Annotated in this window: 25 protein-coding genes; 13 read left to right on the top strand and 12 right to left on the bottom strand. The window is 65.6% G+C overall.

What is annotated here, in order from left to right; all coding sequences use genetic code 11:
- Positions 1–11 precede the first annotated feature (11 nt).
- Positions 12–374 carry a winged helix-turn-helix transcriptional regulator gene (locus B4F07_RS08970; RefSeq protein ID WP_293701386.1) on the bottom strand — a complete coding sequence of 121 codons (363 nt, stop codon included), beginning with the start codon at positions 372–374 and terminating at the stop codon, positions 12–14.
- Between the two features lie 120 nt (positions 375–494).
- Between B4F07_RS08970 and B4F07_RS08965 the strand changes: the two genes are divergently transcribed.
- Genes B4F07_RS08965 through B4F07_RS08950 form a run of 4 tightly spaced genes read left to right on the top strand, consistent with a single transcriptional unit; the run spans position 495 to position 2,702 of the window.
- On the top strand, positions 495–1,121 hold the full coding sequence (locus B4F07_RS08965) for a glutathione S-transferase C-terminal domain-containing protein (protein ID WP_293701389.1): 627 nt from the start codon (positions 495–497) through the stop codon (positions 1,119–1,121).
- A complete protein-coding gene (locus B4F07_RS08960) occupies positions 1,118–1,495 on the top strand; it encodes a nuclear transport factor 2 family protein (protein WP_293701392.1) in 378 nt (125 codons plus the stop codon). The genes B4F07_RS08965 and B4F07_RS08960 overlap by 4 nt, the downstream gene beginning before the upstream one ends.
- Positions 1,496–1,505: 10 nt before the next feature.
- Positions 1,506–1,727: a tautomerase family protein gene (locus B4F07_RS08955; RefSeq protein ID WP_293701395.1), complete on the top strand. Its 222-nt coding sequence runs from the start codon at positions 1,506–1,508 to the stop codon at positions 1,725–1,727.
- Between the two features lie 3 nt (positions 1,728–1,730).
- Positions 1,731–2,702 carry an NAD(P)H-dependent flavin oxidoreductase gene (locus B4F07_RS08950; RefSeq protein ID WP_293701398.1) on the top strand — a complete coding sequence of 324 codons (972 nt, stop codon included), beginning with the start codon at positions 1,731–1,733 and terminating at the stop codon, positions 2,700–2,702.
- A 124-nt stretch (positions 2,703–2,826) separates the two neighbouring features.
- Here the strand turns inward: B4F07_RS08950 and B4F07_RS08945 are convergent, their stop codons facing one another.
- The 8 genes from B4F07_RS08945 to rpmI form a co-directional block, all read right to left on the bottom strand.
- Positions 2,827–4,614 carry a putative bifunctional diguanylate cyclase/phosphodiesterase gene (locus tag B4F07_RS08945; protein ID WP_293701401.1) on the bottom strand — a complete coding sequence of 596 codons (1,788 nt, stop codon included), beginning with the start codon at positions 4,612–4,614 and terminating at the stop codon, positions 2,827–2,829.
- A 172-nt stretch (positions 4,615–4,786) separates the two neighbouring features.
- Positions 4,787–5,194 (bottom strand): helix-turn-helix domain-containing protein, encoded by a 408-nt coding sequence (locus B4F07_RS08940; RefSeq protein WP_293701404.1) that lies wholly within the window; start codon positions 5,192–5,194, stop codon positions 4,787–4,789.
- Positions 5,195–5,419: 225 nt separating this feature from the next.
- On the bottom strand, positions 5,420–6,418 hold the full coding sequence (locus B4F07_RS08935; RefSeq protein WP_293701407.1) for a GlxA family transcriptional regulator: 999 nt from the start codon (positions 6,416–6,418) through the stop codon (positions 5,420–5,422).
- A 113-nt stretch (positions 6,419–6,531) separates the two neighbouring features.
- Positions 6,532–8,919, bottom strand: coding sequence for a phenylalanine--tRNA ligase subunit beta (gene pheT / locus B4F07_RS08930; protein WP_293701409.1), 2,388 nt, complete (start codon positions 8,917–8,919; stop codon positions 6,532–6,534).
- Positions 8,916–10,013: a phenylalanine--tRNA ligase subunit alpha gene (gene pheS, locus B4F07_RS08925; RefSeq protein ID WP_293701412.1), complete on the bottom strand. Its 1,098-nt coding sequence runs from the start codon at positions 10,011–10,013 to the stop codon at positions 8,916–8,918. Before pheS ends, pheT begins: the two co-directional genes overlap by 4 nt.
- A 79-nt stretch (positions 10,014–10,092) precedes the next feature.
- Entirely contained in the window at positions 10,093–10,995 is a 903-nt protein-coding gene (locus B4F07_RS08920; protein ID WP_293701414.1) for a helix-turn-helix domain-containing protein, read from the bottom strand.
- 514 nt (positions 10,996–11,509) lie between these two features.
- Positions 11,510–11,875 (bottom strand): 50S ribosomal protein L20, encoded by a 366-nt coding sequence (gene rplT / locus B4F07_RS08915; RefSeq protein ID WP_293701417.1) that lies wholly within the window; start codon positions 11,873–11,875, stop codon positions 11,510–11,512.
- 13 nt (positions 11,876–11,888) lie between these two features.
- Positions 11,889–12,092, bottom strand: a complete 204-nt coding sequence (gene rpmI / locus B4F07_RS08910) for a 50S ribosomal protein L35 (protein ID WP_106000796.1) — start codon at positions 12,090–12,092, stop codon at positions 11,889–11,891.
- A 158-nt stretch (positions 12,093–12,250) separates the two neighbouring features.
- On the opposite strand from rpmI, the gene B4F07_RS08905 reads away from it, so the two are divergent.
- The gene (locus tag B4F07_RS08905) at positions 12,251–14,461 is read left to right on the top strand and encodes an AsmA family protein (protein WP_293701420.1); all 2,211 of its coding nucleotides are present in this window, start codon (positions 12,251–12,253) and stop codon (positions 14,459–14,461) included.
- A gap of 18 nt (positions 14,462–14,479) precedes the next feature.
- Here B4F07_RS08905 and hisN read toward each other — a convergent pair whose 3' ends face one another.
- Positions 14,480–15,262: a histidinol-phosphatase gene (hisN, locus tag B4F07_RS08900; protein ID WP_293701423.1), complete on the bottom strand. Its 783-nt coding sequence runs from the start codon at positions 15,260–15,262 to the stop codon at positions 14,480–14,482.
- Between the two features lie 116 nt (positions 15,263–15,378).
- Between hisN and B4F07_RS08895 the strand changes: the two genes are divergently transcribed.
- Positions 15,379–15,921, top strand: coding sequence for a TetR/AcrR family transcriptional regulator (locus tag B4F07_RS08895; protein ID WP_293701425.1), 543 nt, complete (start codon positions 15,379–15,381; stop codon positions 15,919–15,921).
- A 4-nt stretch (positions 15,922–15,925) separates the two neighbouring features.
- Here the strand turns inward: B4F07_RS08895 and B4F07_RS08890 are convergent, their stop codons facing one another.
- The gene (locus tag B4F07_RS08890) at positions 15,926–16,861 is read right to left on the bottom strand and encodes a ribose-phosphate pyrophosphokinase (protein WP_293701428.1); all 936 of its coding nucleotides are present in this window, start codon (positions 16,859–16,861) and stop codon (positions 15,926–15,928) included.
- A gap of 145 nt (positions 16,862–17,006) precedes the next feature.
- Between B4F07_RS08890 and B4F07_RS08885 the strand changes: the two genes are divergently transcribed.
- The 5 genes from B4F07_RS08885 to rpmG all read left to right on the top strand — a co-directional run bounded on the left by B4F07_RS08885 (position 17,007) and on the right by rpmG (position 21,817).
- On the top strand, positions 17,007–18,674 hold the full coding sequence (locus B4F07_RS08885; RefSeq protein ID WP_293701429.1) for an NAD+ synthase: 1,668 nt from the start codon (positions 17,007–17,009) through the stop codon (positions 18,672–18,674).
- 97 nt (positions 18,675–18,771) lie between these two features.
- Positions 18,772–19,191 carry a DoxX family protein gene (locus B4F07_RS08880; RefSeq protein WP_293701431.1) on the top strand — a complete coding sequence of 140 codons (420 nt, stop codon included), beginning with the start codon at positions 18,772–18,774 and terminating at the stop codon, positions 19,189–19,191.
- Positions 19,192–19,243: 52 nt separating this feature from the next.
- Entirely contained in the window at positions 19,244–20,554 is a 1,311-nt protein-coding gene (gene gltX, locus B4F07_RS08875; RefSeq protein WP_293701432.1) for a glutamate--tRNA ligase, read from the top strand.
- A gap of 149 nt (positions 20,555–20,703) precedes the next feature.
- Positions 20,704–21,435 carry an energy transducer TonB gene (locus tag B4F07_RS08870; protein ID WP_293701435.1) on the top strand — a complete coding sequence of 244 codons (732 nt, stop codon included), beginning with the start codon at positions 20,704–20,706 and terminating at the stop codon, positions 21,433–21,435.
- A 214-nt stretch (positions 21,436–21,649) separates the two neighbouring features.
- Positions 21,650–21,817 carry a 50S ribosomal protein L33 gene (gene rpmG, locus B4F07_RS08865; protein ID WP_058818055.1) on the top strand — a complete coding sequence of 56 codons (168 nt, stop codon included), beginning with the start codon at positions 21,650–21,652 and terminating at the stop codon, positions 21,815–21,817.
- Between the two features lie 342 nt (positions 21,818–22,159).
- Here the strand turns inward: rpmG and B4F07_RS08860 are convergent, their stop codons facing one another.
- Positions 22,160–22,522, bottom strand: coding sequence for a response regulator (locus tag B4F07_RS08860; RefSeq protein WP_293701438.1), 363 nt, complete (start codon positions 22,520–22,522; stop codon positions 22,160–22,162).
- A gap of 89 nt (positions 22,523–22,611) precedes the next feature.
- On the opposite strand from B4F07_RS08860, the gene B4F07_RS08855 reads away from it, so the two are divergent.
- Both B4F07_RS08855 and B4F07_RS08850 read left to right on the top strand, forming a co-directional pair.
- Positions 22,612–22,875, top strand: coding sequence for a DUF3572 family protein (locus tag B4F07_RS08855; protein WP_293701441.1), 264 nt, complete (start codon positions 22,612–22,614; stop codon positions 22,873–22,875).
- Positions 22,872–23,513: an HAD family hydrolase gene (locus B4F07_RS08850; protein WP_293701444.1), complete on the top strand. Its 642-nt coding sequence runs from the start codon at positions 22,872–22,874 to the stop codon at positions 23,511–23,513. Before B4F07_RS08855 ends, B4F07_RS08850 begins: the two co-directional genes overlap by 4 nt.
- Positions 23,514–23,523: the final 10 nt, after the last annotated feature.

The raw sequence follows: 23,523 nt of genomic DNA, 5'->3' as shown, positions 1-23,523 counted from the left end.
GCCGTGGCCGCTTAGGTCGCCTGATCCCCGCCCCGGGCACCCTTAAGCCGGTGACCGACTTCGACGATCGCGATCAGCGCCGGGATCAGCTCCGCCCCTAGCGGCGTCAGCGCATAGTCCACCGACGGCGGGCTCGTCGGCTGGACAGTGCGCGACACCACGCCGCGCTGTTCCAACTCCTTCAGCCGCTGCGACAATATTTTTGCCGACACGGGCGGAATGTCGACGCGCAGCTCGCTGAAGCGCCGCGGCCCCGCGCGCAGCTGCCAGATGACGTTCGGCGCCCATGCACCGGCGATGATCGCCATGCATTCGGTGAGCTCGCACGGCGCGGGCGGCGGCATGGCGCGGCTTTTGCGGACTTTCAGGCTCATGGCGCCAGGTTACCACAGGGAAACCTGAAAACAAGGTATCCATTGGTTACCATATTGATATCGGAAACCGACAAGCCTAGCTCGCCGGAACACCGCTCTCCCCCTCTGAAAGGACATGTCATGCTGCTATATTTCATGCCCGGCGCCTGCTCGCTGGCGTCGCGGATCGCGCTGATCGAGCTCAACCTGCCGTTCGAGGCGTCCAAGGTCGACATGGCCACGGGCCAGACCGATCGGGGCGTCGACTTCCGCACCGTCAATCCCAAAGGCTATGTTCCCGCGCTGGCGGTTGAGCCCGACACCGTCATCACCGAAAATCCCGCCATCCTGCAATATATCGCCGACCGCGGCGTGCCGTCGCTCGCGCCAGCGCCGGGCACCATCGGCCGCGTCCGCCTGCAGGAATGGCTGAACTTCACCTCCTCCGAACTGCACAAGGCGTTCAGCCCTTGGTTCAGCGGGCGCGAGCTTACCGGCGAGGCGCTGGAACGCGCGCAGGCGATGCGCGACCGCCGCATCGGCGATGTCGAGCAGGCGCTGTCCGACGGCCGCGCCTTCATCGTCGGTGACAGCTTCACCGTCGCCGACGCCTATCTGTTCGTGGTGCTCAGCTGGAGCGGTTTCATCGGTCTCGATCTGGCACCGTGGCCCGGCGTCGCTGCCTATGTCGCGCGCATCCGTGATCGTCCCGCGGTCCGCGCCGCACTGGTGGCCGAAGGGCTCGCACCTGCCGAGGGGGCGGCATGAGCGACGCATTCCAGGCAATCGGTGCCGTCCTGCAGGACTATTTCGACGCGCTCTATCATTGCGACGTCAACCGGCTGGAACGCGTCTTTCATCCGGCGGCGATTTACGCCACCGCCGATGAAACGCCGTTCCTGCATCGCACCATGGACGTCTACTTCCCCGTCGTCGCGGCGCGCGAATCGCCGGCTTCGCGCGGGGAGGAGCGTCGCGACCATATCGACGCGATCGAGCTTGCGGGCGATAACACCGCCCTGGCGCGCGTCCGCTGCTCGATTGGCGCGCGCGATTTCGTCGACCTCTTGACCCTCGTCCGGGTTGAGGGCGAATGGAGGATCATCGCGAAGATATTCCAGATCATCGAGCGCGCTGCCTGAGGAGAACGCCATGCCCTACGTCAATATCAAGATCACGCGCGAAGGCGCGACCGCCGAACAGAAAGCGGAACTGATCGCCGGCGTCACCGACCTGCTCGTGCGCGTGCTCGACAAGAAACCCGCGACCACTTTCGTCGTCATCGACGAAGTGGCGATGGAGGATTGGGGGATCGGCGGCCTGCCCGTGACCGAATATCGCGCCGCAGCCGCGGCAGCCGCTGCGGACGGCTGACCTGTGGACCGCGCCGCGCGGCTCGCTGGGCCGCTTGCCCAATGCCTGCCGCTGACGGTACCGATCCTGTCGGCACCGATGGCGGGCATCGCCGGGGGCGCGCTCGCCGCTGCGGTGTCGCGCGGCGGCGGGCTCGGGCTGGTCGGCGGCGGTTACGGCGACCGCGCGTGGCTCGAACGCGAGCTTGCCATCGCCGGCGATGCGCGCGTCGGGGTGGGCTTCATCACCTGGGCGCTGGCGCAGTCGCCTGACCTGCTGGCGGTCGCTCTCGACCATCGGCCCGCCGCCATCCTGCTGTCGTTCGGCGACGTCGCGCCCTTCGCCGCCGCGATCGCCCGGGCCGGGGTGCCGCTGATCGTCCAGGTCCAGACCGTGGCCGACGCGCGCCTTGCCGCCGCCGAGGGCGCCGCCGTCATCGTCGCCCAGGGCGGCGAGGCGGGGGGGCACGGCGGGACGCGCGGCACGATGGCGCTGGTCCCCGAAGTCGTCGATGCCGTCGGCGCCATCCCGGTGGTCGCGGCGGGCGGCATTGCCGACGGCCGCGGCATTGCCGCCGCCTTCATGCTCGGGGCCAGCGGCGCGCTGTGCGGGACGGCTTTCTATGCCGCCGACGAATCGCTGGCCCACGCCGCCGGCCGGGCGGCGCTGCTCGCGGCGACCGGCGACCATACGGTCAAGGGCCGCGTCTTCGACATCGCCCGCCGCCGCGCCTGGCCTGCGGATTGGACGATCCGTACTCTGCGCAACCGCTTCTTCGACCGCTGGGTGGACGACCCCGACGGGCTGAAACGCCAGATCGATGCCGCGCCCGACACGATCGAAGCCGCGGCCCGGCACGGCGATACAGCCGTTGCGCCGGTCATCGTGGGCGAAGCGGCGGGGCTGATTGCGGACACCGGCGCAGCGGCCACCATCGTCGCGCGGCTATGGGCCGACACCACGTCCCGGATGGCGGAGGTGGCAGGACTGGACTGACGCCCGACGCAGCGCAGCGCGTCGATCCCGTCATCGGACATGGCGATGCCCCGGCGGTGGGGCGCCGGGGCATCTATTGGGTCGCAAGGGACCAACCATGCAACCCAAATTTCATCGGGCGGGTCTAAGTGCTATCGCCGTCGAGCATCGTCAAAAGGCGGCGTGCGTCCCATCCCTCGCGCAAGGCCAGCCCGTCGTCGAGCAGCCGCTGGAAAGCCAAAGTATCCATGGGCGTGGCAAAGAGAAAGCCTTGGCCCACCGAACAGCCGAGCGTCCGCATGATGGCGCGCTCGGCCTCGGTCTCGATCCCTTCGGCGACGACGCGAATGTCCAGCGCCGCGCCGAGCTTGACGATGCTCTCGGCGATCACCCGCTTGGCCGCGCTATGCGCGACGTCATGCACGAAGCTGCGATCGACCTTGATCTCGCTGAGCGGGAAGCTTTCCAGATAGCGCAGATTGGAATAGCCGGTGCCGAAGTCGTCGATCGAGATTCCGACGCCCAGGCGCCGCAGATTTTCGAACGTGCGGCGGATCGCTTCGGGCTCGGGGACCATCAGATTCTCGGTCAGCTCCAGCGTCAGCCATTCGGCCCGGCAACCTGTCTCGCCCAGCACCTGCTCGACAAAAGCCACCATGTCGCGCCGCGTGAACTCGACGACCGACACGTTGAACGAAAAGCGGATCGGCGCGCGGCGGTGGCGGTTGACCTTGACCGCATAGGCCGCAAGCGTGCGCAGACCCCAGGCGCCGATGTCGAGAATGGCGCCGGTTTCTTCGGCAACGCCGATGAAGCGGCCGGGCTGTTGCAGCCCGAATGCTCCATGGTCCCATCGCAGCAGCGCTTCGGCGCCGACGATGTCGCCCGAGCCGAGATCGACCTGGGGCTGATAATGGAACAGCAGTTCCTGGTTCGCAACGGCGGTCTGCAGGTCGCTCGCCAGCCGGATGCGATTGTGCGCATCGCGTTCGTCCGCCGCGGCATAGGGATGTGGCGGATGACCGGGCATCGCCTTCGATCGCTGCAACGCCGCGCCGGCTTGGCGAACTAGCTGGAGCGGATCGAGACCGGGGCAGCCGAGCGCAAAGCCGGCGGCGAACTGGACCGCAATCGACGCGCCGGGCAGGACGAAACGAGGCCGTAACAGCGCGAGAATGTCATCGACGATGCTCCCCGCATGTTCGACATCGCCGAGTTCGAAGGCGAGCGTGAAACTGTTCGTCCCGACGCGGGCGATCGCCGCGGCCGTGAGGGTCGCGAGGCGCGTCGCTACCGAACGCAGCAGCGCGTCGCCGACGTCGTAACCGAACCCGTTGTTGACATCGTGAAACCGCAGGATGTCGAGCTTGACCAGCAGCACCGGGGAAGTTGCCGGGACGTCGATCGCGGCGAGCCGGTCGAGCAGGCCATAGCGATCGAGCAGGCCGGTCAGGCGATCGATGCCGGGCGCATGCGTCACATCGCGGATGATCCCGACAAAATGTGTTACCGGTCCTCCGCCACTGCGAAAAGGCACCAAGCGAAGTGCGTTGCGGAACATCGTCCCGTCGCGGCGATAGTTGCGCAGCGTCACCGAACATTCGCGACCTTCGGCCAGCGCGGCCCGCATTTCGGCGATCTCGGGCTGAAGCCGGTCGTTGCCCTGCAGATAGCGGCAATTCTTGCCGATCGCCTCGGCCGCCGTATAGCCGGTGATCGCCTCGAATGCCGGGTTCACCTGGACGATCGGCTGTCCCCGCTGCCGTACGTCGGCGACCAGGACACCGTCGCTGATATGGTCAAGCGCGAGCAAGGAGGCGACAGAAAGTCCCGCCGGTTCGCTCGGGCGCCGCGCCAACCGGGGCCACCGCGCCGGAGTGAATGCCCCGGCATTGCCGACCGGGCGGCGGCCCGGCTCGATTTCAAGCGTCATGGCGTGGTCGTGCCCTGCACGTCGGCGAAGCCAACGTATTTTTCCATTTTTGAACCGCGCGATACGCGGCGGGATCAAGTCGCATGTCATGGCCTCCGGATATGAGGATGCGGCTCCTTGACCGGCGCTTCAACGTCGGCTGGGCAGCATTTCAGGACAAAATGGCAGCAGTTTAGTCTTTCCTTTCTTCTGACGATCCTGCCGCCTGAAATCGCAGACGATATTCCAGCGGAGAGACGCCGATCCGGCGCTGGAACGCCCGCCGGAGCGTCGCGGTCGATCCGAAGCCGACCGCATGCGAGATCGCCTTGATCGGCAGCGAGCATTCTTCGAGCAGGCGCCGGGCGATATCGATCCGGGTCCATTCGACATAGGCGATCGGGCTGATTCCCAGCTCGGCGCGAAACAGGCGCGACAGATGGCGGGGGCTGACCCCGACTATATCGGCCAGCGCCGTAAGCCCCAGGTTCAGGCAAGGATTTTCGAGGATGTGAAGCCGAACCCGGTCGATCGGGCGCGTGGCGACGACCTGAACGGCCAGCGTCGCGTTGATCTGCGACTGTTCACCGGGAAGCGTCAAACATACGATCAGCCTGCGTCCGTCCACGCAGCTCGTCATCTATGGCGCGACCTGCTGATCCGGTCCGGCAGTGGTGGTGTTCGCGGCGGACCCAGCCCCATCCTCTCGCTCAGCCGTTTTTCGGTAATCGCTTCTCTACGCAGGTCAGGGGCTAGTCGCATCGTCATCTCCCGGGATGACGATGCGGCACCGCTGCCAAGGCTTCAACGGCGGCCGTGCGACAGTTCAGGACAAAACAGAGTCACTTTCGTCCGCGCGCGTATCCCGCGACTCGGTGGTCTGAAAGCGCTGGCGATAATCGACCGGGGTGACGCCGATGATGCGCAAAAAGGCTCGTCGGAGCGTGGTGGTCGATCCGAAACCGGCGGCGTGGGCAATCGCCTTGATCGGCGCACTGCTGTTTTCCAGCAGGTGCCGGGCCATATCGACCCGGGTCAATTCGACATAGGCGGCCGGGTTCATGCCTAACCCCGCCCGAAACAGTCGCGAAAGATGGCGGGGACTGACGCTGGCGACGTCGGCCAACGCCTCGAGGCCCAGATCCGCGCGCGGGCTTTCCAGGATGTGCAACCTGACCCGATCGATCGGGCCGGTGCCCACCGCCTGCGAGGTCAAGGCCTCGCTGAATTGCGACTGCCCGCCGGGTCGCTTCAGAAAGACGACCAACCGGCGTGCCACCCACAGCGCCAGCGCGCGGCCATGATCCTCTTCGATCAGCGAAAAGGCGAGGTCGATGGCCGCGGTAACCCCGGCGGAACTGAACACGGGGCCATCGCGAACGAAGATACGGTCCGGTTCGACCCGGATGTCGGGAAAGTCGGACGCCAGGCGTTCGGCATATTGCCAGTGCGTTGTCGCGCGGCGTCCCGACAACAGCCCGGCCTGCGCCAGCAGGAAGGCGCCCGTGCAGGTCGAGCCGTAGCGCCGCGAACTCAGCGCCTGCTTGCGCAGCCACCTTATAACGTCGTCGCTCGGACGGGTGGGAAGGCCATAGGGTCCGACGACGATCAGCGTGTCACAGGCTTGGATCGCATCGGCGATCCCCGCGTCGGGGACATAGGTTACGCCCGAAGCGCTTTCCTCGGCGATGCCCTGTTCGGTCACCAGCAGGACGCGATAGGCGCGGCCAGGCCCCATTTTGCAATTTGCCTCAAACAGCGCGTCGCGCACGCCAGCGATCTCCAGCAGGTGCACCTTGCCGGGGGCAAAGATCGTGATGCGCATAGGCGGAACTCCGCTCGGCGGCACCGCCAGGGCGCCGATCCGATACACGATAGTCCGCTATGACCCGATCACCTATCGATTTGACGCTGCCGCGACGCGCCCGGCGGAGCGACCTACCCGCGCAGCACCGCTCCGAACTTCGCCGCGGCGGCAACGACCTTGTCGGCGATCGCTTTCAGCTCGGCGTCGGTGAAGCTTTTCTCGACCGGCTGCAATTCGACCTCGACCGCCAGGCTCACCTGACCCTCGGGCACACCCTGGCCGGTGAAGCGGTCGAACAGGCGGGCATCGACGATACTCGCCTTGTCGGCGCCGCGGATCGCGCGCACCAGATCGGCGGCGGTCAGGCTGGTCGGGGCCAGGAACGCAAAGTCGCGGCGCACCGATTGCAGCGCGGGCGGGGTGAACGCCGCGCGCGCCGGGCCGCTGGCGCGCTTGGCGGGAATGGCGTCGAGGAAGATCTGCACCGCCATCACCGGGCCGTCGACGTCGAAATGGCGCGTCAGCAGCGGGTGGAGCGCGCCGAACTCGGCGAGGACCGCTTTGGGGCCGAGCCGCAGCGTCGCCGACTGGCCGGGGTGCCAGATGCTGCCCTCGGCGACCGCGTCCATCACCTGCAAGCGGTCGGCGGGGGCGCCCGCGGCTTCGAGCAGCGCCAGCGCTACGGTCTTGGCGTCGAACGCGTCGAACGGCGCCGCTTTGCCCGCCTGCCAACCGCGCGCGCGGTTGTCGCCCGCCATCAGGATCGCGAGCGTCGGATGCTCGGCATCGGCCAGATAGCGCCGCCCGATTTCGAACAGGCGGATGCTATCCGCGCCGCGGTTCTGGTTGCGCTGCGCCGCGGCGAGCAGGCCGGGGAGCAGCGACGGGCGCATGACCTTCAAATCTTCGCTGATCGGATTGGCGAGCGACCAGTCGCCGCCGCCGAACGGCGCCGCGTCGCGGTCGCTGATGAACGACCAGGTCACCGCTTCGTGGAAACCCGCCGCTGCTGCGGCGCGGCGCATGCGGCGTTCGAGCATCTGTTCGGGGGTCGCGGTCGGTTTGGCGACGCCGTCCACGCGCGGCAACGCCACCGATGCGATTGCGTCGAAACCGGTGATGCGCGTGACTTCCTCGACCAGATCGGGAGCGCCGTCGATGTCGCGGCGCCAGCTCGGCACCGCGACCTGCCAGCGGCCGCCCTGTTCGATGATGGTAAAGCCCAGCGCAGCCAAAATCTCTTGCTGCCGCTCGGGCGCGATCGCGATGCCGCCGAGCGTCGCCGACAGCGCCGGGTCGTAATCGACCGTCTTGACCTCGGCGGGCGGCGTTCCGGCGCGGGTGACGGTCGAGGGGGTGCCGCCGCAGATCGCCAGCACATGCGCGGTGACGATCGCGGTCGCGTCGTCGAGGAACGCCGGATCGACCCCGCGCTCAAAGCGGCTGCGCGCGTCGCTGGTCAGCGCCAGCGCCTGTCCGGTCAGCGCGATGCGTTCGGGGGTGAAGTAAGCGACCTCGATCAGCACGTCGCTCGTCGTCTCGCTGCACCCGCTATGCTCGCCGCCCATGATCCCCGCGATGTCGTGGACGCCGCAGTCGTCGGCGATCACCGTCATCGTGTCGGTGAGCGAGTAATCCTTGCCGTTCAATGCAGTGACCGTCTCGCCCGTTTTGGCGCGGCGCGCGACGAGCGGCCCGGTCAGCTTGGCACGGTCATAGATATGGCTGGGGCGGCCGAGGTCGAACATCACATAATTGCTGATGTCGACAAGCGCCGAAATCGAGCGCTGCCCGACCGCTTCCAATCGGCGGCGCATCCATTCGGGGGCGGTGCCGTTGGTGACGCCGCTGATCGTGCGGCCATAGAAAGCGGGGCAGCCTTCGGGATCGAGGGTAGCGATTTCGGTCGCGGGGGCGCCTTCGCCCGCGATCGTCGGAACGGCGAGCGGCTTCAGCGTGCCCAGCCCCGCGGCGGCCAGGTCGCGCGCGATGCCGCGCACGCCCATGCAATCCTGCCGGTTCGGGGTGATCGAAATGTCGATCACCGGATCGCCCGCGCCGCTATAGTCGGCGAAGGGGGTGCCGACGGGGGCGTCGTCGGGCAGCTCGATGATCCCGTCATGATCGTCGCCCAGCTCCAGCTCGCGCGACGAGCACATCATGCCGTTCGATTCGACCCCGCGCACCGCGGCGACCTTCAGTTCCATCCCGTTCGCAGGCACCACCGCACCGGGCAGGCCGAGTACGCCGACGAGGCCCGCGCGCGCATTCGGCGCGCCGCACACGACGGTCAGCGGCGCGCCGCCGTCGCCGGTATCGACGGTGAGCACCTGCAATTTGTCGGCCTGCGGATGTTTCTCGGCGGTCAGTACCTTGGCCACACGAAAGCCCTTGAGCTTGTCGGCGGGGTTCTCGACGCCTTCGACTTCGTGGCCGATGCGGTTGAGGGTATCGACGACATCGCTGACGCTCGCCGATGTTTCCAGATGCTCTTTGAGCCAGTCGAGGGTGATCTTCATGCCGAAATCCCTCCGCTCAGCGTCGGGACACTCAGCGCGCCGAACCCGTAATGGCTGAGCCACCGGAGGTCGCCGTCGAAAAAGGCGCGCAGGTCATCCATGCCATATTTCAGCATCGCGAGCCGGTCGACCCCGACCCCGAAGGCAAAGCCCTGCCATTCGTCGGGATCGAGCCCGCAATTGGCAATGACGCGACGGTTGACCATCCCGCTGCCGAGCAGCTCCATCCACGCATGGCCATCATCATCGCCGTGCCCGCCGACGATCCGGCGGCCCTTTTCCTGTTTGTACCCGACGTCCACTTCCGCCGACGGTTCGGTGAAGGGGAAATAGCTCGGGCGCAGCCGCAGCACGATGTCGTCGCGCTCGAAATAGGCCTTCAGGAAGGTTTCGAGCGTCCACTTCAGATGCCCCATATGGATGCCGCGGTCGATGACGAGACCTTCGACCTGGTGAAACATCGGCGTGTGCGTCGCGTCGCTGTCGCTGCGATAGACGCGGCCGGGAGCTATGATCCTGATCGGAGGCGCTTCCGACATCATCGTCCTAATTTGCACCGGCGATGTGTGCGTCCGCAGCAACATACGCTGCGCGGCACCTTCGCCAACTTCCGGAAAATAAAAAGTATCATGCATCGCCCGCGCCGGATGCGTTTCGGGAATGTTGAGCGCGGTGAAATTGTGCCAATCGTCCTCGATCTCGGGCCCGGTCGCGACGGCAAAGCCCATGTCGGCAAAGATTTCGGCGAGTTCGTCCATCACCTGGCTGACCGGGTGGACGCTGCCCTTCGGCGCGGTGTCGGCGGGTAGCGACATGTCGATCGCTTCGGCCGCGAGCTTGATGTCGAGCGCGGCGGCGTCCAGCGCGGCCTTGCGGTCGGCAAGCGCGGCGGTGACGGCTTCGCGGAGTGCATGAATCTGCGGTCCCTGCGCCTGCCGCTCGTCGGGGGTCATACCGCCCAGCGATTTGAGCAATGCCGTGATGCCGCCTGCTTTGCCCAGCGCGGCGACGCGCAGCGCTTCGAGCGTATCGAGATCGCTCGCCGCTGCTATGTCGTCCACCAACCGGGCCTGGATGGCCTGAATATCGCTCATCGTCATTTGTCCTGCAGCGGCGACCAGAAGCCGCGCCGCCGCTTGCACCGAAGGCGACCTGTGGGTCAAGCCCCGGGGGTCAACCGGCGGGCTTGTGCAGTCCTTGCACCGCGGCGCCCGCCGCGGCGGCGCGCGCTTTGGCGGCGGCGCCCAGGATCGGCTTGGGGCGCGCGGCATATTCGCGCGGGCTCATCCCCATGAATTTGGCAAAGTCACGGGTGAATTGGGCCTGGTCGTAATAATTATGATCCATCGTATCGATCCACGCCATCGACGGGTCGAGCATGAAGCGCGCCAGCGAGCGCAGGAAACGCTGGCGGCGGAGCAGAAGCTTGGGCGAAAAACCGAAGGCGCGGTGGCTCAGTCGCTCGATCGAGCGTTCGGATAGCCCCAGTTTTTCCGACAAGTCGGCGACGGTCGAAAGGTCATCGTCCACCAGCGCGCGATGCGCGGCAAGGATCATCGGATCGTCGGGCGGGGCATCGTTGAGCATCGTGCAGAAATGATCGTCGATCATCGCCGCGGCTGCTTCGATGTCGTTGACCCCGCGCAAGGCCTCCCCCAGCGGTGCGATCGCGGCAAAGGCGGGGTGCGTGGCGCCGTCGCAAAAGCGGTCAGCCAGATCGTCGGCGGGCAGCGGGATGAACTTCGCCCAGCCCAGCGGTACGATCCCAATCCCCCAGGCGCGCATGTTGCCGGAGGCGAAATAGGTCGCGGTGCTGGTCGGGCCGGTGGCGACGAAATGCGGCGTCGCGACCGCAGGAGCGCCGGCGACCGACGCCAGCGGTGTCTCGCCCTCGATGAAGCGCAAGTTCGCCCATTCGGGATGGAGATAGTCGCCAACGCGGGTGCCCGCCGGGACCGATACTTCGGTCAGATAGATGGTGCTGAGATAGGGTCGCAGCGCTGACGATACCCCGAAAAAGCGAGTGGCGATCCGAACGTCGGATGATTCAGGCTGGGGCGCGCTGCGTTCAGGCATCCCTCTCCCCTAACGAGCATTAACGACGAAAAACAACATTTTGACGTCGTTTCTTGTCGGGTTTGTACAATTTTCTGCGCGTCGCTGCTTCCATAGTTGCGCCGACCTTGATTTGGGGTGTCGTCCAGCGGGCAACCTCTTGAGAACTTCACCCGGCCGGCAGCTTTCTGCGACCCACGGCTTTTCGGAACGGGCGGGGGGGCGATGGTTTCTCACTGGAGCCATTGTCGAAGCGGCGCGGAGCGAGAGCTTCGCGCCGCTTCTTCGTTTAGCGCTAGGATGCAGTGTCGGCTTTGGGGGAGGGGCGGATCGTCCTCTATTTCCGTTCGTGTCGAGCGAAGTCGAGACACCCCAAAGGCGTGCGCTACCTATGGGTGTCTCGACTTCGCTCGACACGAACGGGATTTAACGAACGGCTTGTCCGCACAACCCGCCATCCCAAACCGCAAGCTCCAACGAAAAAGGGCGGCCCCATCGGGACCGCCCTTGTTTCTTGTCGCGTAGCTGAAAAGCGTCAGGCTGCCTTGGGCAGCGCCGCTTTCGCCTGGGCGATGATCGTGGTGAATACCGTTGCTTCGTTCATCGCCAGGTCGGCCATGATTTTCCGGTCGAGATCAATCCCGGCCAGCTTCACGCCGTGCATGAACTGCGAATAGGTCAGGCCTTCGGCGCGAACCGCGGCGTTGATGCGCTGGATCCACAGGCCGCGGAAATTGCGCTTCTTAACCTTGCGGTCGCGATAGGCGTATTGGCCAGCCTTTTCGACCGCCTGCTTGGCGACACGAATGGTGTTCTTGCGACGGCCGTAATAGCCCTTCGCCTGTTCCAATACGCGTTTGTGCTTGGCGCGCGTGGTGACGCCGCGTTTGATGCGTGACATGCCTTAGCGCTCCTTACTTCAGGCCGTAGGGCGCCCAGAGGCGCACATGGGCCACATCCGAATCGCTCAGCACGCTGGTGCCGCGGTTGGTGCGGATATATTTGGAATTGTGCGAAATCAGGCGGTGACGCTTGCCGGCAACGCCGTGCTTCACCTTGCCCGAGGCGGTGAATTTGAAGCGTTTCTTCACACCGCTCTTGGTCTTCAATTTGGGCATTTTGGTCTCCTTTGGAAGTCCGTTTGCGTATCGGCCTGGCAGCCCTTTCAGCCAGCCGACACAATCGGAAGCGGGGCGCTTAGGGGGATTCGCCTGCAAATGCAAGCCTACCGGGCTGGGCCAGCGGAACCAAGGGTGTTCGCAGCCGTTCACAGAGCATGAACCTGCCCACCGGACAGATGGGCCATGCGCCCGCCGCGACTGCCGATCCCAGCGGCGAGCCGCCCGTTTCGCGCCGGTCCACCGTCCCGTCTACCGTCGCGCGCCGCATCTGGACCCCGCGCTGGCTGGAAAAGCGCCCGCGCGCGGTGCGGATCGCGGCACGGACCGCGGTTATCGTTCTGCTGCTGTTCTTTACGATCTGGCTGGTGCTTTTCATCACCAAGGGGCGCTTTTTGAAAGGGACGTTCGAAAGCGTCGCGTCTTCGCAGCTGGAACGACGGGTCGCGATCAGCGGCGACTTCCAGCTCTATTTCGCGCCGTTCAACGTCAAATTTCTCGCCGAAGACATTCGCATCGCCAATCCTGAATGGGCGCAGGCGAAGCAGTTTTTTACCGCGCGCAAGGTCGATGCCCGGCTGGCCACCCTGTCGCTGATTTTCGGCAAGCGCGTGATGACCTTTGCCGACATCGATCAGGCGCAGGTGGCGCTCGAATGGGATGCGCAGAACAAGCATAACAGCTGGACGTTCGGCGATCCCGATCGACCGCCCCAGCCGCTGAACCTGCCGACGATCGAGCGCGCCGCGATCACCAAGAGCGGGCTGACGTACCGCGACCCGCGGCTGCGCCTGTTCGCAGACATCGATATCGACACGGTGCGTTCGACGGGCAGCCGGATCGACAAGGCGATCGGATTCAATGGGCGCGGGACGATGCGCGCGCAGCCGTTCACGCTGACGGGGCGGTTGTCGTCGCCCAACCAGACGGTCGCGGGCGGCAAGAACCGGCTGACGATGCGCGCGATCGGGTTGGGCAATACAGTCGATCTGGTCGGCACGCTGCCCGGCCCGACCGAACTGGTGGGGGCCGATCTGGCGCTGACCGCGCGCGGCGCGAACCTGTCGCGGCTGTTCGATTTCCTGGGGGTCGCCATCCCCGATACCCGGCGCTACCGCGCAACCTCGAAGCTCGGCTACGACGGTGCGATCTGGAAATTCACGGGTCTGAAGGGTGTCTTTGGCGACAGCGACCTGGCGGGGACGTTTGCGGTCAGTATGCCAAACGGGCGCGTCTATCTGAACGCCGACCTCACCACCCGGTCGCTCAACATCATCGATGCCGGGCCGTTCATCGGTTACGAAGTCGACCGGCTCGACCGGATGGGCACCGATGGTGTGATCAAGACCGTTGGCGGTCGCCCGCGCGTGCTGCCCGACTCGCCGCTGCGTGCTGACTCGCTTAAGGCCTTCGATGCCGATCTGCGCTACAAGGTGGCCCGCGTCCGCGCCGAGAGTTTTCCGGTCAGCAATGTCGATCTGACGCTGTCGCTCAAGGGCGGGCTGATGGAGATGAAGCCGCTGACCTTCCTGCTCGCGGGAGGCAAGGTGGTGAGTGATATTTCGATCGATTCGCGCCCCGCAGTCGTACGCACTGCTTATGACTTTCGCCTGTCGCCGACGCGGCTCGGCACCCTGCTGGCCCGCTTCGGGGTGGCCGAATCGGGGACCACCGGCACCGTCAGCGGCCGCATCCAGATGGTCGGTCGCGGCGACAGCCTGCGCCAATCGCTCGCCAGTTCGAATGGCCGCATGGCGTTCGTCCTGCCGCGAGGAAGTTTCTGGACGCGCAATGTGCAGCTGGCCGAACTCGACGTCGGCACCTTTGTGCAGAAACTGTTCGAGGACAAACTGAAGAAGCCGGTCGAGATCAATTGCGGCGTGATCGCCTTTACGGTGCGCAATGGCGTCGGCGCTGCCGATCCGATCCTGATCGACACGCAAAAGAATGTCATGGTCGGGCGCGGTGGCTTTTCCTTCCGCACCGAGGCAATCGACATGGCGGTGCGCGCTGACGGCAAGAAATTCAGCCTGTTTTCGGGCCAGTCGCCGGTCAGCGTCGGCGGCTATTTCGCGGCGCCGCGCATCGACCCGATCAGCGACCAGCTGATGGGCCGCGCGGGCGCAGGGCTGGGGCTGGCGATCGTTGCCACCCCGGTCGCGGCGATCATTCCCTTCGTCGATCCGGGCGATGCGAAGTCGGCGCAATGCGGTCCGATCCTCGCTGGTGCGCGCGCCAGTGCGCAACGCACGACAAAGGGCGAAGTGCGCGACGACGTCGGCAAAGGCACGACGGCGAAGGGCGAGGATGGCAAGCAATCGAAGGACGAAGGCGGCAAGCAGCGCAAGAAGTTCCTCGGCATTTTCTGACGCCGATTCCGCCGACTATCAGTGGGCGCAGGCGAGGCCTTCGATCACATCTTCGAGCCGCGCCGGATCGCCGAGCGCGATGACATGGCCCGCGCTGTCGGCGTTGAGCGGGTCGCCGTTCCAGTCGCACATCGCCCCGCCAGCGCCTTCGACGATCGGCACCAGCGCGGCGAAGTCGTGCAGCTTTAGCCCCGCCTCGACGACCAGGTCGACATGACCGCTCGCCAGCAGGCCATAATTGTAACAGTCGCCGCCAAAGATCAGGCGTTTGTGCGCCGTCTTGGCCGCGAGCGCCATGAAATGCTCGGCGTCATGATCGTCGAAATATTGCGGGCCGGTCGTGGCGAGCGCCGCATCGGCAAGGGCGCGGCAGGCCCGCGTGCGAACGGGCTTGCCGTTGAACAAGGTCGGTTGTCCCAGCGCGCCGACCCAGCGTTCGCCGCTGATCGGCTGATCGATGATGCCCAGCACCGGCCAGCCGTCCTGGAGTAGCGCGATCAGGGTGCCGAAGATTGGGCGTCCGGCCATGAAGCTGACCGTGCCGTCGATCGGGTCGAGCACCCATTGCCGCGCCGCATCGGGACGTTCGGCGCCAAATTCCTCGCCGATGATGCCGTCGCGCGGCGCCTCGGCATCGAGCAGGCGGCGCATGGCCGCTTCGGCGGCGCGGTCGGCTTCGGTCACCGGCGAGGCGTCGGCCTTCGCTTCATGCGTCCAGTCGGACCGGAACAGTGGACGGATCGCGGCGCCCGCGGCGTCGGCAAGGCGATGGGCGAGAGCGAGGTCGGAGGTGATTGTCATGTTATTGGCGCTAGCGCAGCACGCACGCTCTCGCCAGCCCCAGACCTTTATGATCGACCTACCATGCGCTGAATATATCAATTTTACAATTAGCATATATTTCGTAAAATTGGACGATGACCAACCGCATTTCCGCCGATTCGCTGTTGGCCGTCGCCGCGCGCATCGGTTTTCGCAAGGCATCGATGGAGGATCTGGCGCGGGCCACCGGCGTGTCGCGGCAGGCGCTTTACAACCGCTTCGGGTCGAAAGACGCGTTGGCTGACTGGGCAGTCCAATCGCGGATTGACCGGTCACTGGCGGAGACGCTGGCCCATCTGGATAATCCCGCCGCCGCGCTGGTTGCGCGGCTGCTGGCCGCGCTCGATGCGTGGGTCGGCCAGCATATGGCGACGCTGCGCGCCTCGCCGCACGGGATTGATGTCGTCCCGATGGCGGCCCCCGCGCCGGACGAAGCAGTGCGTGCGGCCGAACGCAAGCTGGTCGCGGCGATGGCGAACGCCATCCGGCGTGGCGGGCCGGGCACCGCCGTCGCTCGCGCCGGCAGCCTGGCGCAGGCACTATGCTGGACTGCGAAGGGGCTTGTCCACGCGGCGCCCGATCATGCGACTTTTCGCCGCGAACTGGAGTTGATTGTGGGCGCCGTTCTGGCGCGGTGATCGATTAATCGAACAGCGACGAAACGCTCGATTCGTCGGCGATGCGCTTGATCGCTTCGCCGAGCAGCGGCGCAACGGTCAGCGCGCGGACCTTTTTGCTGTCGTTGACCGCATCGGTCGGCTGGATCGAATCGGTGATGACCAGTTCGGTCAGCTCGCTCGCCTCGACGCGCGCGACCGCGCCGCCCGACAGCACCCCGTGGGTGCAATAGGCAACGACGCCCTCGGCGCCCGCGGCCTTCAGCGCCCCGGCGGCGTTGCACAGCGTCCCCGCCGAATCGACGATGTCGTCGATCAGGACGCAGAAGCGCCCCGAAACATCGCCGATGATGTTCATCACTTCGGATTCACCCGCACGTTCGCGGCGCTTGTCGACGATCGCCAGCGGCGCGTTGTCGAGCCGCTTGGCCAGGGCGCGGGCGCGAACCACGCCGCCGACGTCGGGCGATACGACCATCAGATTCTTGCCTGCGAACCGCGCCTGGATGTCGGCGCTCATCACCGGCGCGGCGTACAGGTTATCGGTCGGGATATCGAAAAAGCCCTGGATCTGCCCAGCGTGCAGGTCGATCGCGAGGACGCGGTCGGCGCCCGAGGTGGTGATCAGGTTGGCGACAAGCTTGGCCGAAATCGGCGTGCGCGGACCCGGTTTGCGATCCTGGCGAGCGTAACCGAAATAGGGAACGACGGCGGTGATCCGCTTGGCCGAGGCGCGGCGCAGCGCGTCGGTGATGATCAGCAACTCCATCAGATTGTCGTTGGCCGGGAAATTGGTCGGCTGGACGATGAAGACATCCTGCCCGCGGACATTTTCATGGATTTCGACGAACACTTCCTCGTCGGCAAAGCGGCGCACGCTGGTGTCGGTCAGCGGCAGTTCCAGATAGTCCGCGATCGCGCGGGCGAGGGGAAGGTTGCTGTTGCCGGAGATCAGTTTCATGGGGTGCGCGGCCCTTTCGCGGCGGATAGGATTGCGCGCCCCTTAGCCAGCGGGGGGCGATAGGGGAAGGGTGAAGTTGACGCTGCGCGGTCGCCGACCCCTTGGGTCATTGCAATCGCGGCGGCGGGGGGTATGGCTCGGCGGCATGACAGACGCTGCCGAAACGCTTACCATCGTCCTGGCCCAGATGACGCAGGTAGTGGGCGACCTGGCCGCCAATGCCGACGCGATGCGTGCGGTGCGGGCGCGGCACCCCCAGGCGGACCTGATTCTCTATCCCGAGTTTCAGCTGATCGGCTATCCGCCGGAAGATCTGGTGTTGAAGCCTGCCATCGCTGAACGCGCCGAGGCGTTGCTCGCCGAGCTGGCGGCGGATACCGCCGACGGCGGTCCGGCTATGCTGGTCGGGTCGGTCGAACGCGATGGGGCGGACCTGTATAACATCGTCGCGCTGCTCGACGGGGGCCATGTTGTCGCGACGCGGCGCAAGCACGAACTGCCGAATTACGGCACATTTGACGAGAAGCGGATTTTTGTGCCCGGTCCGCTCCCCGATGTGGTCGATTGGCGCGGCATCCGGCTCGGCTTGCCGATCTGCGAGGATGGCTGGTTGCCCAACGTGTCGCGGCATCTGGCCGATCTGGGCGCCGAGCTGCTGATCTCGGTCAACGGCAGTCCGTATGAAATCGACAAGGACGAACGGCGGCTGACCCAGGTGTTCGCCAGCCGCGTCGCCGAAACCGGCCTGCCGGTGATTTTCCTCAACCGCGTCGGCGGACAGGACGAGCTGGTGTTCGATGGCTGTTCGTTCGTGCTCAACCTCGATGGATCGACCGCGCACCGGCTAATTGACTGGGAAGCCGAGGAGCGCGTGACGCGCTGGGCCAAGGGCGCGAACGGCTGGACATGCGAAGCGGGCGCCATCGCCGAATGGGAAGCGCACCCGGCTGACATCTACAGCGCGATGATTATGTCCTTGCGCGATTATGTCGAACGCAACCGCTTCCCCGGCGTCGTGCTGGGGCTGTCGGGCGGGATCGATTCGGCGATCTGCGCGGCGATCGCCGCCGACGCGCTCGGCCCCGACCGGGTGTGGTGCGTGATGATGCCGAGCCGCTTCACGAGTCAGGCGAGTCTTGACGATGCCGCGGGCTGTGCCGAGCTGATCGGGTGCAAGCTCGACACGATCTCGATCGTCCCGGCGGTCGAGGCGTTCGATACGATGCTGGCGGGCAGCTTTGCCGATGTCGAGGTCGATATCACCGAGGAAAATGTCCAGTCGCGCATCCGCGGGGTGACCTTGATGGCGCTCAGCAACAAATTCGGGCCGATGTTGCTGACCACGGGCAACAAGAGCGAGATGAGTGTCGGCTATGCGACGATCTATGGCGATATGGCGGGCGGCTATAACCCGCTGAAGGACGCCTACAAGATGACGGTGTTCGCGGTCGCGAAATGGCGCAACGACAATGTGCCGCGGCTGTCGCGCAACCCGGTGGCGCCGGTGATGCCCGAGACGATCATCACCAAACCGCCGAGCGCCGAACTGCGTCCCGACCAGAAGGACGAGGACAGTTTGCCGCCATACGCCGACCTCGACCGGATGCTGCACATGCTGGTCGAAGAGGACGCTAGCGTCGACGATGTGGTGGCGCGCCATGGGTTCGATCGCGACGCGGTGGTGCGGATCGAGCGCCTGCTGATGCTGGCCGAATATAAGCGCCGACAGGCGCCGCCGGGGGTCAAGCTGTCGACGCGCAACTTCGGGCGCGACCGGCGTTATCCGATCACCCATGGATTCCGCACTGGCTGACCCATACTGCGGATACTGGTACGTCGGTGTCTCTTCGTCGCGCTGTGTGGCGGCGCTAAGGTCGCCGATCGACACACTGCAATAAGGGGAGCGGGATATGGGGTTGCTGGGAGAAAAGGCGCCGCCGCAAAAGGCCGAGCGGGCGCTCGACGTGCTGCGGATCACCGTGGCGTTGCTGATCTTGATCCACGGGGTTTTTCGTCTCGTCGCAGGCGGCATTGCGCCGTTCGGCGTCTGGCTCGAAACCCAAGGCTTCCCGATGGGCTTTGGCTGGGCGCTCGGCGTGACGCTGTTCGAACTGGTCGGCCCTGTGCTAATGCTGGCGCGCCGCTGGACCAGTCTTGTGGCGCTGGGCCACGCCGCGGTCCTGTCTCTCGGCATGATCATGGTCCATTTGCCCTTTGGCTGGTTCGTTGTTGGCGCGGGGCGCAACGGGATGGAATATAGCGTCATCCTGATCGTCTCGCTGCTGACTATTGCGTGGGCCTATTGGCCGGAGCGTCGCCGCACGGTATGACGCTGTACGACGGGGTCGCGCGCGAGCAGCGAAGCGGTTATAGGCGCGCGCTATGACTGTCGTGACCCGTTTTGCCCCCTCGCCGACCGGCACCCTGCATGTCGGCAATGTCCGCACCGCGCTCCACAACTGGCTGTGGGCGCGCAAGCATGGCGGGCGCTTTCTGCTCCGCATCGACGACACCGATCTCGAACGGTCGAAAGAGGAATATGTCGACGCGATTCGTGCCGACCTCGCGTGGCTCGGCCTCGACATCGACGGCGAGGAGCGCCAGTCGGCGCGCTTTGCGTTGTACGAGGCGGAATTCGAGAAGCTCAAGGCGGCGGGGCGCGTCTATGCCTGTTACGAAGCCCCCGAAGAGCTCGACATCCGGCGCAAGGTCCTGCTCTCGCGCGGATTGCCGCCGGTGTATGAACGCAAGCCGGTGGATGCGCCGGTGCCCGAAGGCGTGGCGCCGCACTGGCGCTTCAGGCTCGACCACGACGCGCCGATCGAATGGGCCGACCTGATCCGCGGCGACCAGCATTTCGATCCGCGCACCATGTCCGACCCGGTGATCCGCCGCGCCGACGGCAGCTGGCTTTATCTGCTCCCCAGCGTGATCGACGATATTGCGATGGGCATTACCCATGTCGTACGCGGCGAGGACCATGTGTCGAACACCGCGACGCAAATCCAGATGTTCGCCGCTTTGGGGGCTGCGCCGCCGCAGTTCGCGCATGAAGCGTTGCTGGTTGGAACCGAAGGCAAATTGTCAAAGCGGCTTGGCTCGCTCGGCATGGCCAGTTTGCGCGATGCGGGAATGGAACCGATCGCGCTCGCGGCCTTGCTCGCGCGGCTCGGCACCAGCGACCCGGTCGAGCCGGTGACCAGTCTGGCGCCGCTGATCGAGAGCCTTGATTTCGCACGATTCGGCCGCGCCCCGGCGCGATTTGATGGGGCGGAATTGGCGCTGCTCAATCAGAAAATCCTGCACCACACCGCGTATGAAACGGTCGCGGACAGGCTGCCCGCTGCGATCACCGCGACGCGCTGGCACGCGATTCGTCCCAATTTGATGACCGTCGCCGAGGCTGCCGATTGGGTGGCGGTATTTGATGGGCCACTTGCGCCGCCACCGGTCGATGATGCCGACCGCCCGGTGCTCGCCGCTGCCGCCGCCGCGGCGCCCGTGATCGACTGGAGCGCCGACGCCTGGCACGCGCTGACTGCCACGGTGAAAGAGGCGACGGGGGCAAAGGGCCGCGCGTTGTTCCTGCCGATGCGCCGGGCGCTGACCGGGCGCGATCACGGCCCGGACATGGCCGAACTGTTGCCGCTGATCGCAAAAGATCAGGCGGTCGCGCGGCTCGCAGCCAGCTAAACCGACCCTCTGCGAAAATGCATCACCATTTTTGCCTACCGCTGCGCTTGACAATGTGAGGTATGATATACTATAACTGATATCTGACTTGGCCGATAGCGGTGGTCGAAACACGGCGGGGCCGGGTCTGATAGGCAAGGAGAGATGCCATGACCCTGATACCCCTGATTTCGACCATCCTGACTGCCCCCGAGGTGACAACGGCCCCCGCGGGTCGATCGGCGACCATTTCCCGCAACATCTATGGCAGTGATCACGGCCGCCACCCGGTCGCGGCGCTCCTCGCCGTCGGCCTGCCCGCCGCGCTTGTCGTCGCGGTGGCGCTGTCGCCGATGATCGTTGATCCGATACCCAAGTCCGACCCGATGGTCGGAACATTGATCAAGCTACCGACGCCTCCACCGCCGCCCCAGCCGACTCCCGACGCAAAGCCCGCACCGCGAACCGCGTCCGCGACCGACACGGTGAAACCTCTTGTCGAAACAATGCCGTCCTTCGATAATCGCGTGGTCGAAGGGCCGGTCATCGTCGACCTTGGCCCGATCAACCTTGGGCCTCCAGCCCGGCCCGCCGATCCACCACCTATGCCCAAACTGGTATTCGCGGAACTCGATCCGCGCTACGCCGGGGCGTTCCAGCCCGACTATCCGGCAAGCGAACAGCGGCGCGAGATCGAGGGGGTTGCCAAAGTGCGCGTCCTGATCGGCACCGACGGGCGGGTGAAGGCGGTCGAACTGGTCAGCACCGACAGTCCGGGCTTTTTCGCCGAAACCAAGCGCCGCGCTCTCGCCAAATGGCGCTTCACGCCCGCGACGCGCGGCGGCGTGGCGGAGGAAAGCTGGAAGACGATGACGGTTCGCTTTGAGATCAGGGCCGCTTAGCCGCCCACCGAGCCCCCTCCCGGGCGGATGGTGCTGCGCCGTCCGCCCGCTCTTTTGCTTGACAGAAGCACCGAATCCCGTCAGAGGCGCGCGGATATTGGGGGCGGCGCCTCGTGCGCGGCCCCTGAGTTTTTTCACACCAACGTCGGGGCCATAGTCCCGCCGCATCCTTCGGAGCTCCGGCGGATGTGCAGTTATTTCGAGGAACAGGGCCATGGCCAAGCCGACGACCGTCAAGATCAAGCTGGTGAGCACCGCCGACACGGGCTTTTTCTATGTCACGAAAAAGAACCCGCGCACGATGACCGAAAAAATGTCGGTGCGCAAATATGACCCGCGCGTGCGCAAGCATGTCGAGTTCAAGGAATCGAAGATCAAGTGACGCGTTTTCCTGCGCCCTGAAAGCGCGCAGGATTGAAAATGCGACATCCCGGCGAAAGCCGGGATCAAGGGGCGGCCATTTGCGCCGCCCTTTTTCGTGCGCCGGTTAGATGTCAGCTTTGGGGTGGGAAGCGGACATGAACTCCTCTCCCCTTGAGGGAGAGGATAGCGCAGCTTGCTCCGTCAGGAGCTAGCGAAGCTTGGTGAGGGGGTGGGCGCCAGCGGGCGAAGAACCCCTCTCAACTATGGCTAGGCAGCAAGCTGCCAAGCCTTCGTATCTCTCCCTCAAGGGGAGAGAGGAATATGCCTTAGGTCCGCAAGCGGTCGCTTCCAGTCGTTCGCGTCAGGCAAACGCCCCAACGCTCTCGATGAACTTGATCACCGAAATCGGTTTCGACACATAGGCTTCGGCGCCCGCGGCGCGGATCTGCTCCTCGTCGCCTTTGCCGGCATAGGCCGTGACCGCCATGATCGGCACCGCGCGCAGCGTCAGATCCGCCTTCATCTGCCCGATCAGCTCGAGCCCGCTGACATGCGGCAGTTGGATGTCCATGATGATCAGGTCGGGAGCGACCTCGCGTGCCTTGGCCAGCGCGTCGCGCCCGTCGCGTACCGGGTGCGCCGTATAGCCGTGGGCGTTCAGCAGGTCGCAGAACAGGCGCAGGTTCAGCTCATTATCTTCGACGACCAATATGGTCTTGCCCATGATTATTCGCTTCCCCACCTTGCGTCCGCGGCCCGTTTAGGCGAATCGGCCGCATGACACAATTGCCTCCCGTTGAAGGGAAAAATGCCTTGCACGACGACGACGCAGCCTTGGCGCTTCAAGCGCTCGGCTGGATATTGCGCGACGAACCGCGCGCCGAGCGGCTGCTCGCGCTGACGGGACTCGCGCCGGGCGAGTTGCGCGCGTCGCTGAGCGAACGCGCGACCTTGGCGGCGATCCTGTCCTTCCTGACCGCCCATGAAAACGACCTTGTCGCCTGCGCCGGTGCGTTGCAGGTGCCGCCTGCCACCCTAGCCGCCGCAGCGCAGCGCCTCGAAGGAATGACCCTATGACCCGCCCGCTCGTCATCACCGATTGCGACGAGGTGCTGATGCACATGGTCGTCCCCTTTGCCGAATGGGTCGACGCCGAACATGGCGTGCTGTTCCGCATCGAGGATGCCAGCTTTGCCGGGGCGCTGAAACGCAAGGAATGCGGGACCCCGCTGGAAGCAGCCGAGGTTTGGCCGCTACTCGACGCCTTTTTCCGCGGCGAGATGGCGCGGCAATATCCGATTCCGGGCGCGCTCGCGGCAATGGCGGTGATCGCCGAGCAGGCCGACATCGTCGTGCTGACCAACGTCGGCCCCGACCATCAGCAGGCGCGGATCGAGCAACTGGCGCTGCACGATTTTCATGCGCCGGTGATCGGCAGCCGCGGCGGCAAGGGGGAGCCGGTGTGCCGCCTGATCGAGCAATATCGGCCGTCGGTCGCCGTATTCATCGACGATCTGGCAGGACATCATCAGTCGGTGGCGCAGGAAGCGCCCGACGTGTGGCGGCTCCATCTGGTTGGCGAGCCCGCCATCGCCAACAAGATTGCGCCGTCGCCTTATGCCCATGCGCGCATCGATGACTGGGCGGCGGCGCAGGACTGGATCCTCGCGCGGCTCGCCGAAAATGTCCCCGCTCCGGCCCCCGAACCCGTTTAAGAAGGAACGA

It is taken from the genome of Sphingopyxis sp. UBA6723 (assembly GCF_002454115.1).
Classification (GTDB): domain Bacteria; phylum Pseudomonadota; class Alphaproteobacteria; order Sphingomonadales; family Sphingomonadaceae; genus Sphingopyxis.
The sequence above is the reverse complement of the archived record's forward strand: the minus strand, read 5'-3'. Positions and strand labels throughout refer to the sequence as shown.

Bases quoted from the DNA above. Each gene is read 5' to 3' on its own strand.
- B4F07_RS08890 (WP_293701428.1), bottom strand. From the start codon at position 16,861: ATGAAACTGATCTCCGGCAACAGCAACCTTCCCCTCGCCCGCGCGATC.
- B4F07_RS08905 (WP_293701420.1), top strand. From the start codon at position 12,251: ATGAACCTGCCCACCGGACAGATGGGCCATGCGCCCGCCGCGACTGCC.
- B4F07_RS08880 (WP_293701431.1), top strand. From the start codon at position 18,772: ATGGGGTTGCTGGGAGAAAAGGCGCCGCCGCAAAAGGCCGAGCGGGCG.
- B4F07_RS08955 (WP_293701395.1), top strand. From the start codon at position 1,506: ATGCCCTACGTCAATATCAAGATCACGCGCGAAGGCGCGACCGCCGAA.
- B4F07_RS08920 (WP_293701414.1), bottom strand. From the start codon at position 10,995: ATGCCTGAACGCAGCGCGCCCCAGCCTGAATCATCCGACGTTCGGATC.
- B4F07_RS08860 (WP_293701438.1), bottom strand. From the start codon at position 22,522: ATGGGCAAGACCATATTGGTCGTCGAAGATAATGAGCTGAACCTGCGC.
- B4F07_RS08870 (WP_293701435.1), top strand. From the start codon at position 20,704: ATGACCCTGATACCCCTGATTTCGACCATCCTGACTGCCCCCGAGGTG.
- rpmI (WP_106000796.1), bottom strand. From the start codon at position 12,092: ATGCCCAAATTGAAGACCAAGAGCGGTGTGAAGAAACGCTTCAAATTC.
- B4F07_RS08895 (WP_293701425.1), top strand. From the start codon at position 15,379: ATGACCAACCGCATTTCCGCCGATTCGCTGTTGGCCGTCGCCGCGCGC.
- hisN (WP_293701423.1), bottom strand. From the start codon at position 15,262: ATGACAATCACCTCCGACCTCGCTCTCGCCCATCGCCTTGCCGACGCC.
- B4F07_RS08850 (WP_293701444.1), top strand. From the start codon at position 22,872: ATGACCCGCCCGCTCGTCATCACCGATTGCGACGAGGTGCTGATGCAC.
- B4F07_RS08885 (WP_293701429.1), top strand. From the start codon at position 17,007: ATGACAGACGCTGCCGAAACGCTTACCATCGTCCTGGCCCAGATGACG.
- gltX (WP_293701432.1), top strand. From the start codon at position 19,244: ATGACTGTCGTGACCCGTTTTGCCCCCTCGCCGACCGGCACCCTGCAT.
- rpmG (WP_058818055.1), top strand. From the start codon at position 21,650: ATGGCCAAGCCGACGACCGTCAAGATCAAGCTGGTGAGCACCGCCGAC.
- B4F07_RS08935 (WP_293701407.1), bottom strand. From the start codon at position 6,418: ATGCGCATCACGATCTTTGCCCCCGGCAAGGTGCACCTGCTGGAGATC.
- B4F07_RS08965 (WP_293701389.1), top strand. From the start codon at position 495: ATGCTGCTATATTTCATGCCCGGCGCCTGCTCGCTGGCGTCGCGGATC.
- B4F07_RS08945 (WP_293701401.1), bottom strand. From the start codon at position 4,614: ATGACGCTTGAAATCGAGCCGGGCCGCCGCCCGGTCGGCAATGCCGGG.
- B4F07_RS08970 (WP_293701386.1), bottom strand. From the start codon at position 374: ATGAGCCTGAAAGTCCGCAAAAGCCGCGCCATGCCGCCGCCCGCGCCG.
- pheS (WP_293701412.1), bottom strand. From the start codon at position 10,013: ATGAGCGATATTCAGGCCATCCAGGCCCGGTTGGTGGACGACATAGCA.
- B4F07_RS08960 (WP_293701392.1), top strand. From the start codon at position 1,118: ATGAGCGACGCATTCCAGGCAATCGGTGCCGTCCTGCAGGACTATTTC.
- pheT (WP_293701409.1), bottom strand. From the start codon at position 8,919: ATGAAGATCACCCTCGACTGGCTCAAAGAGCATCTGGAAACATCGGCG.
- rplT (WP_293701417.1), bottom strand. From the start codon at position 11,875: ATGTCACGCATCAAACGCGGCGTCACCACGCGCGCCAAGCACAAACGC.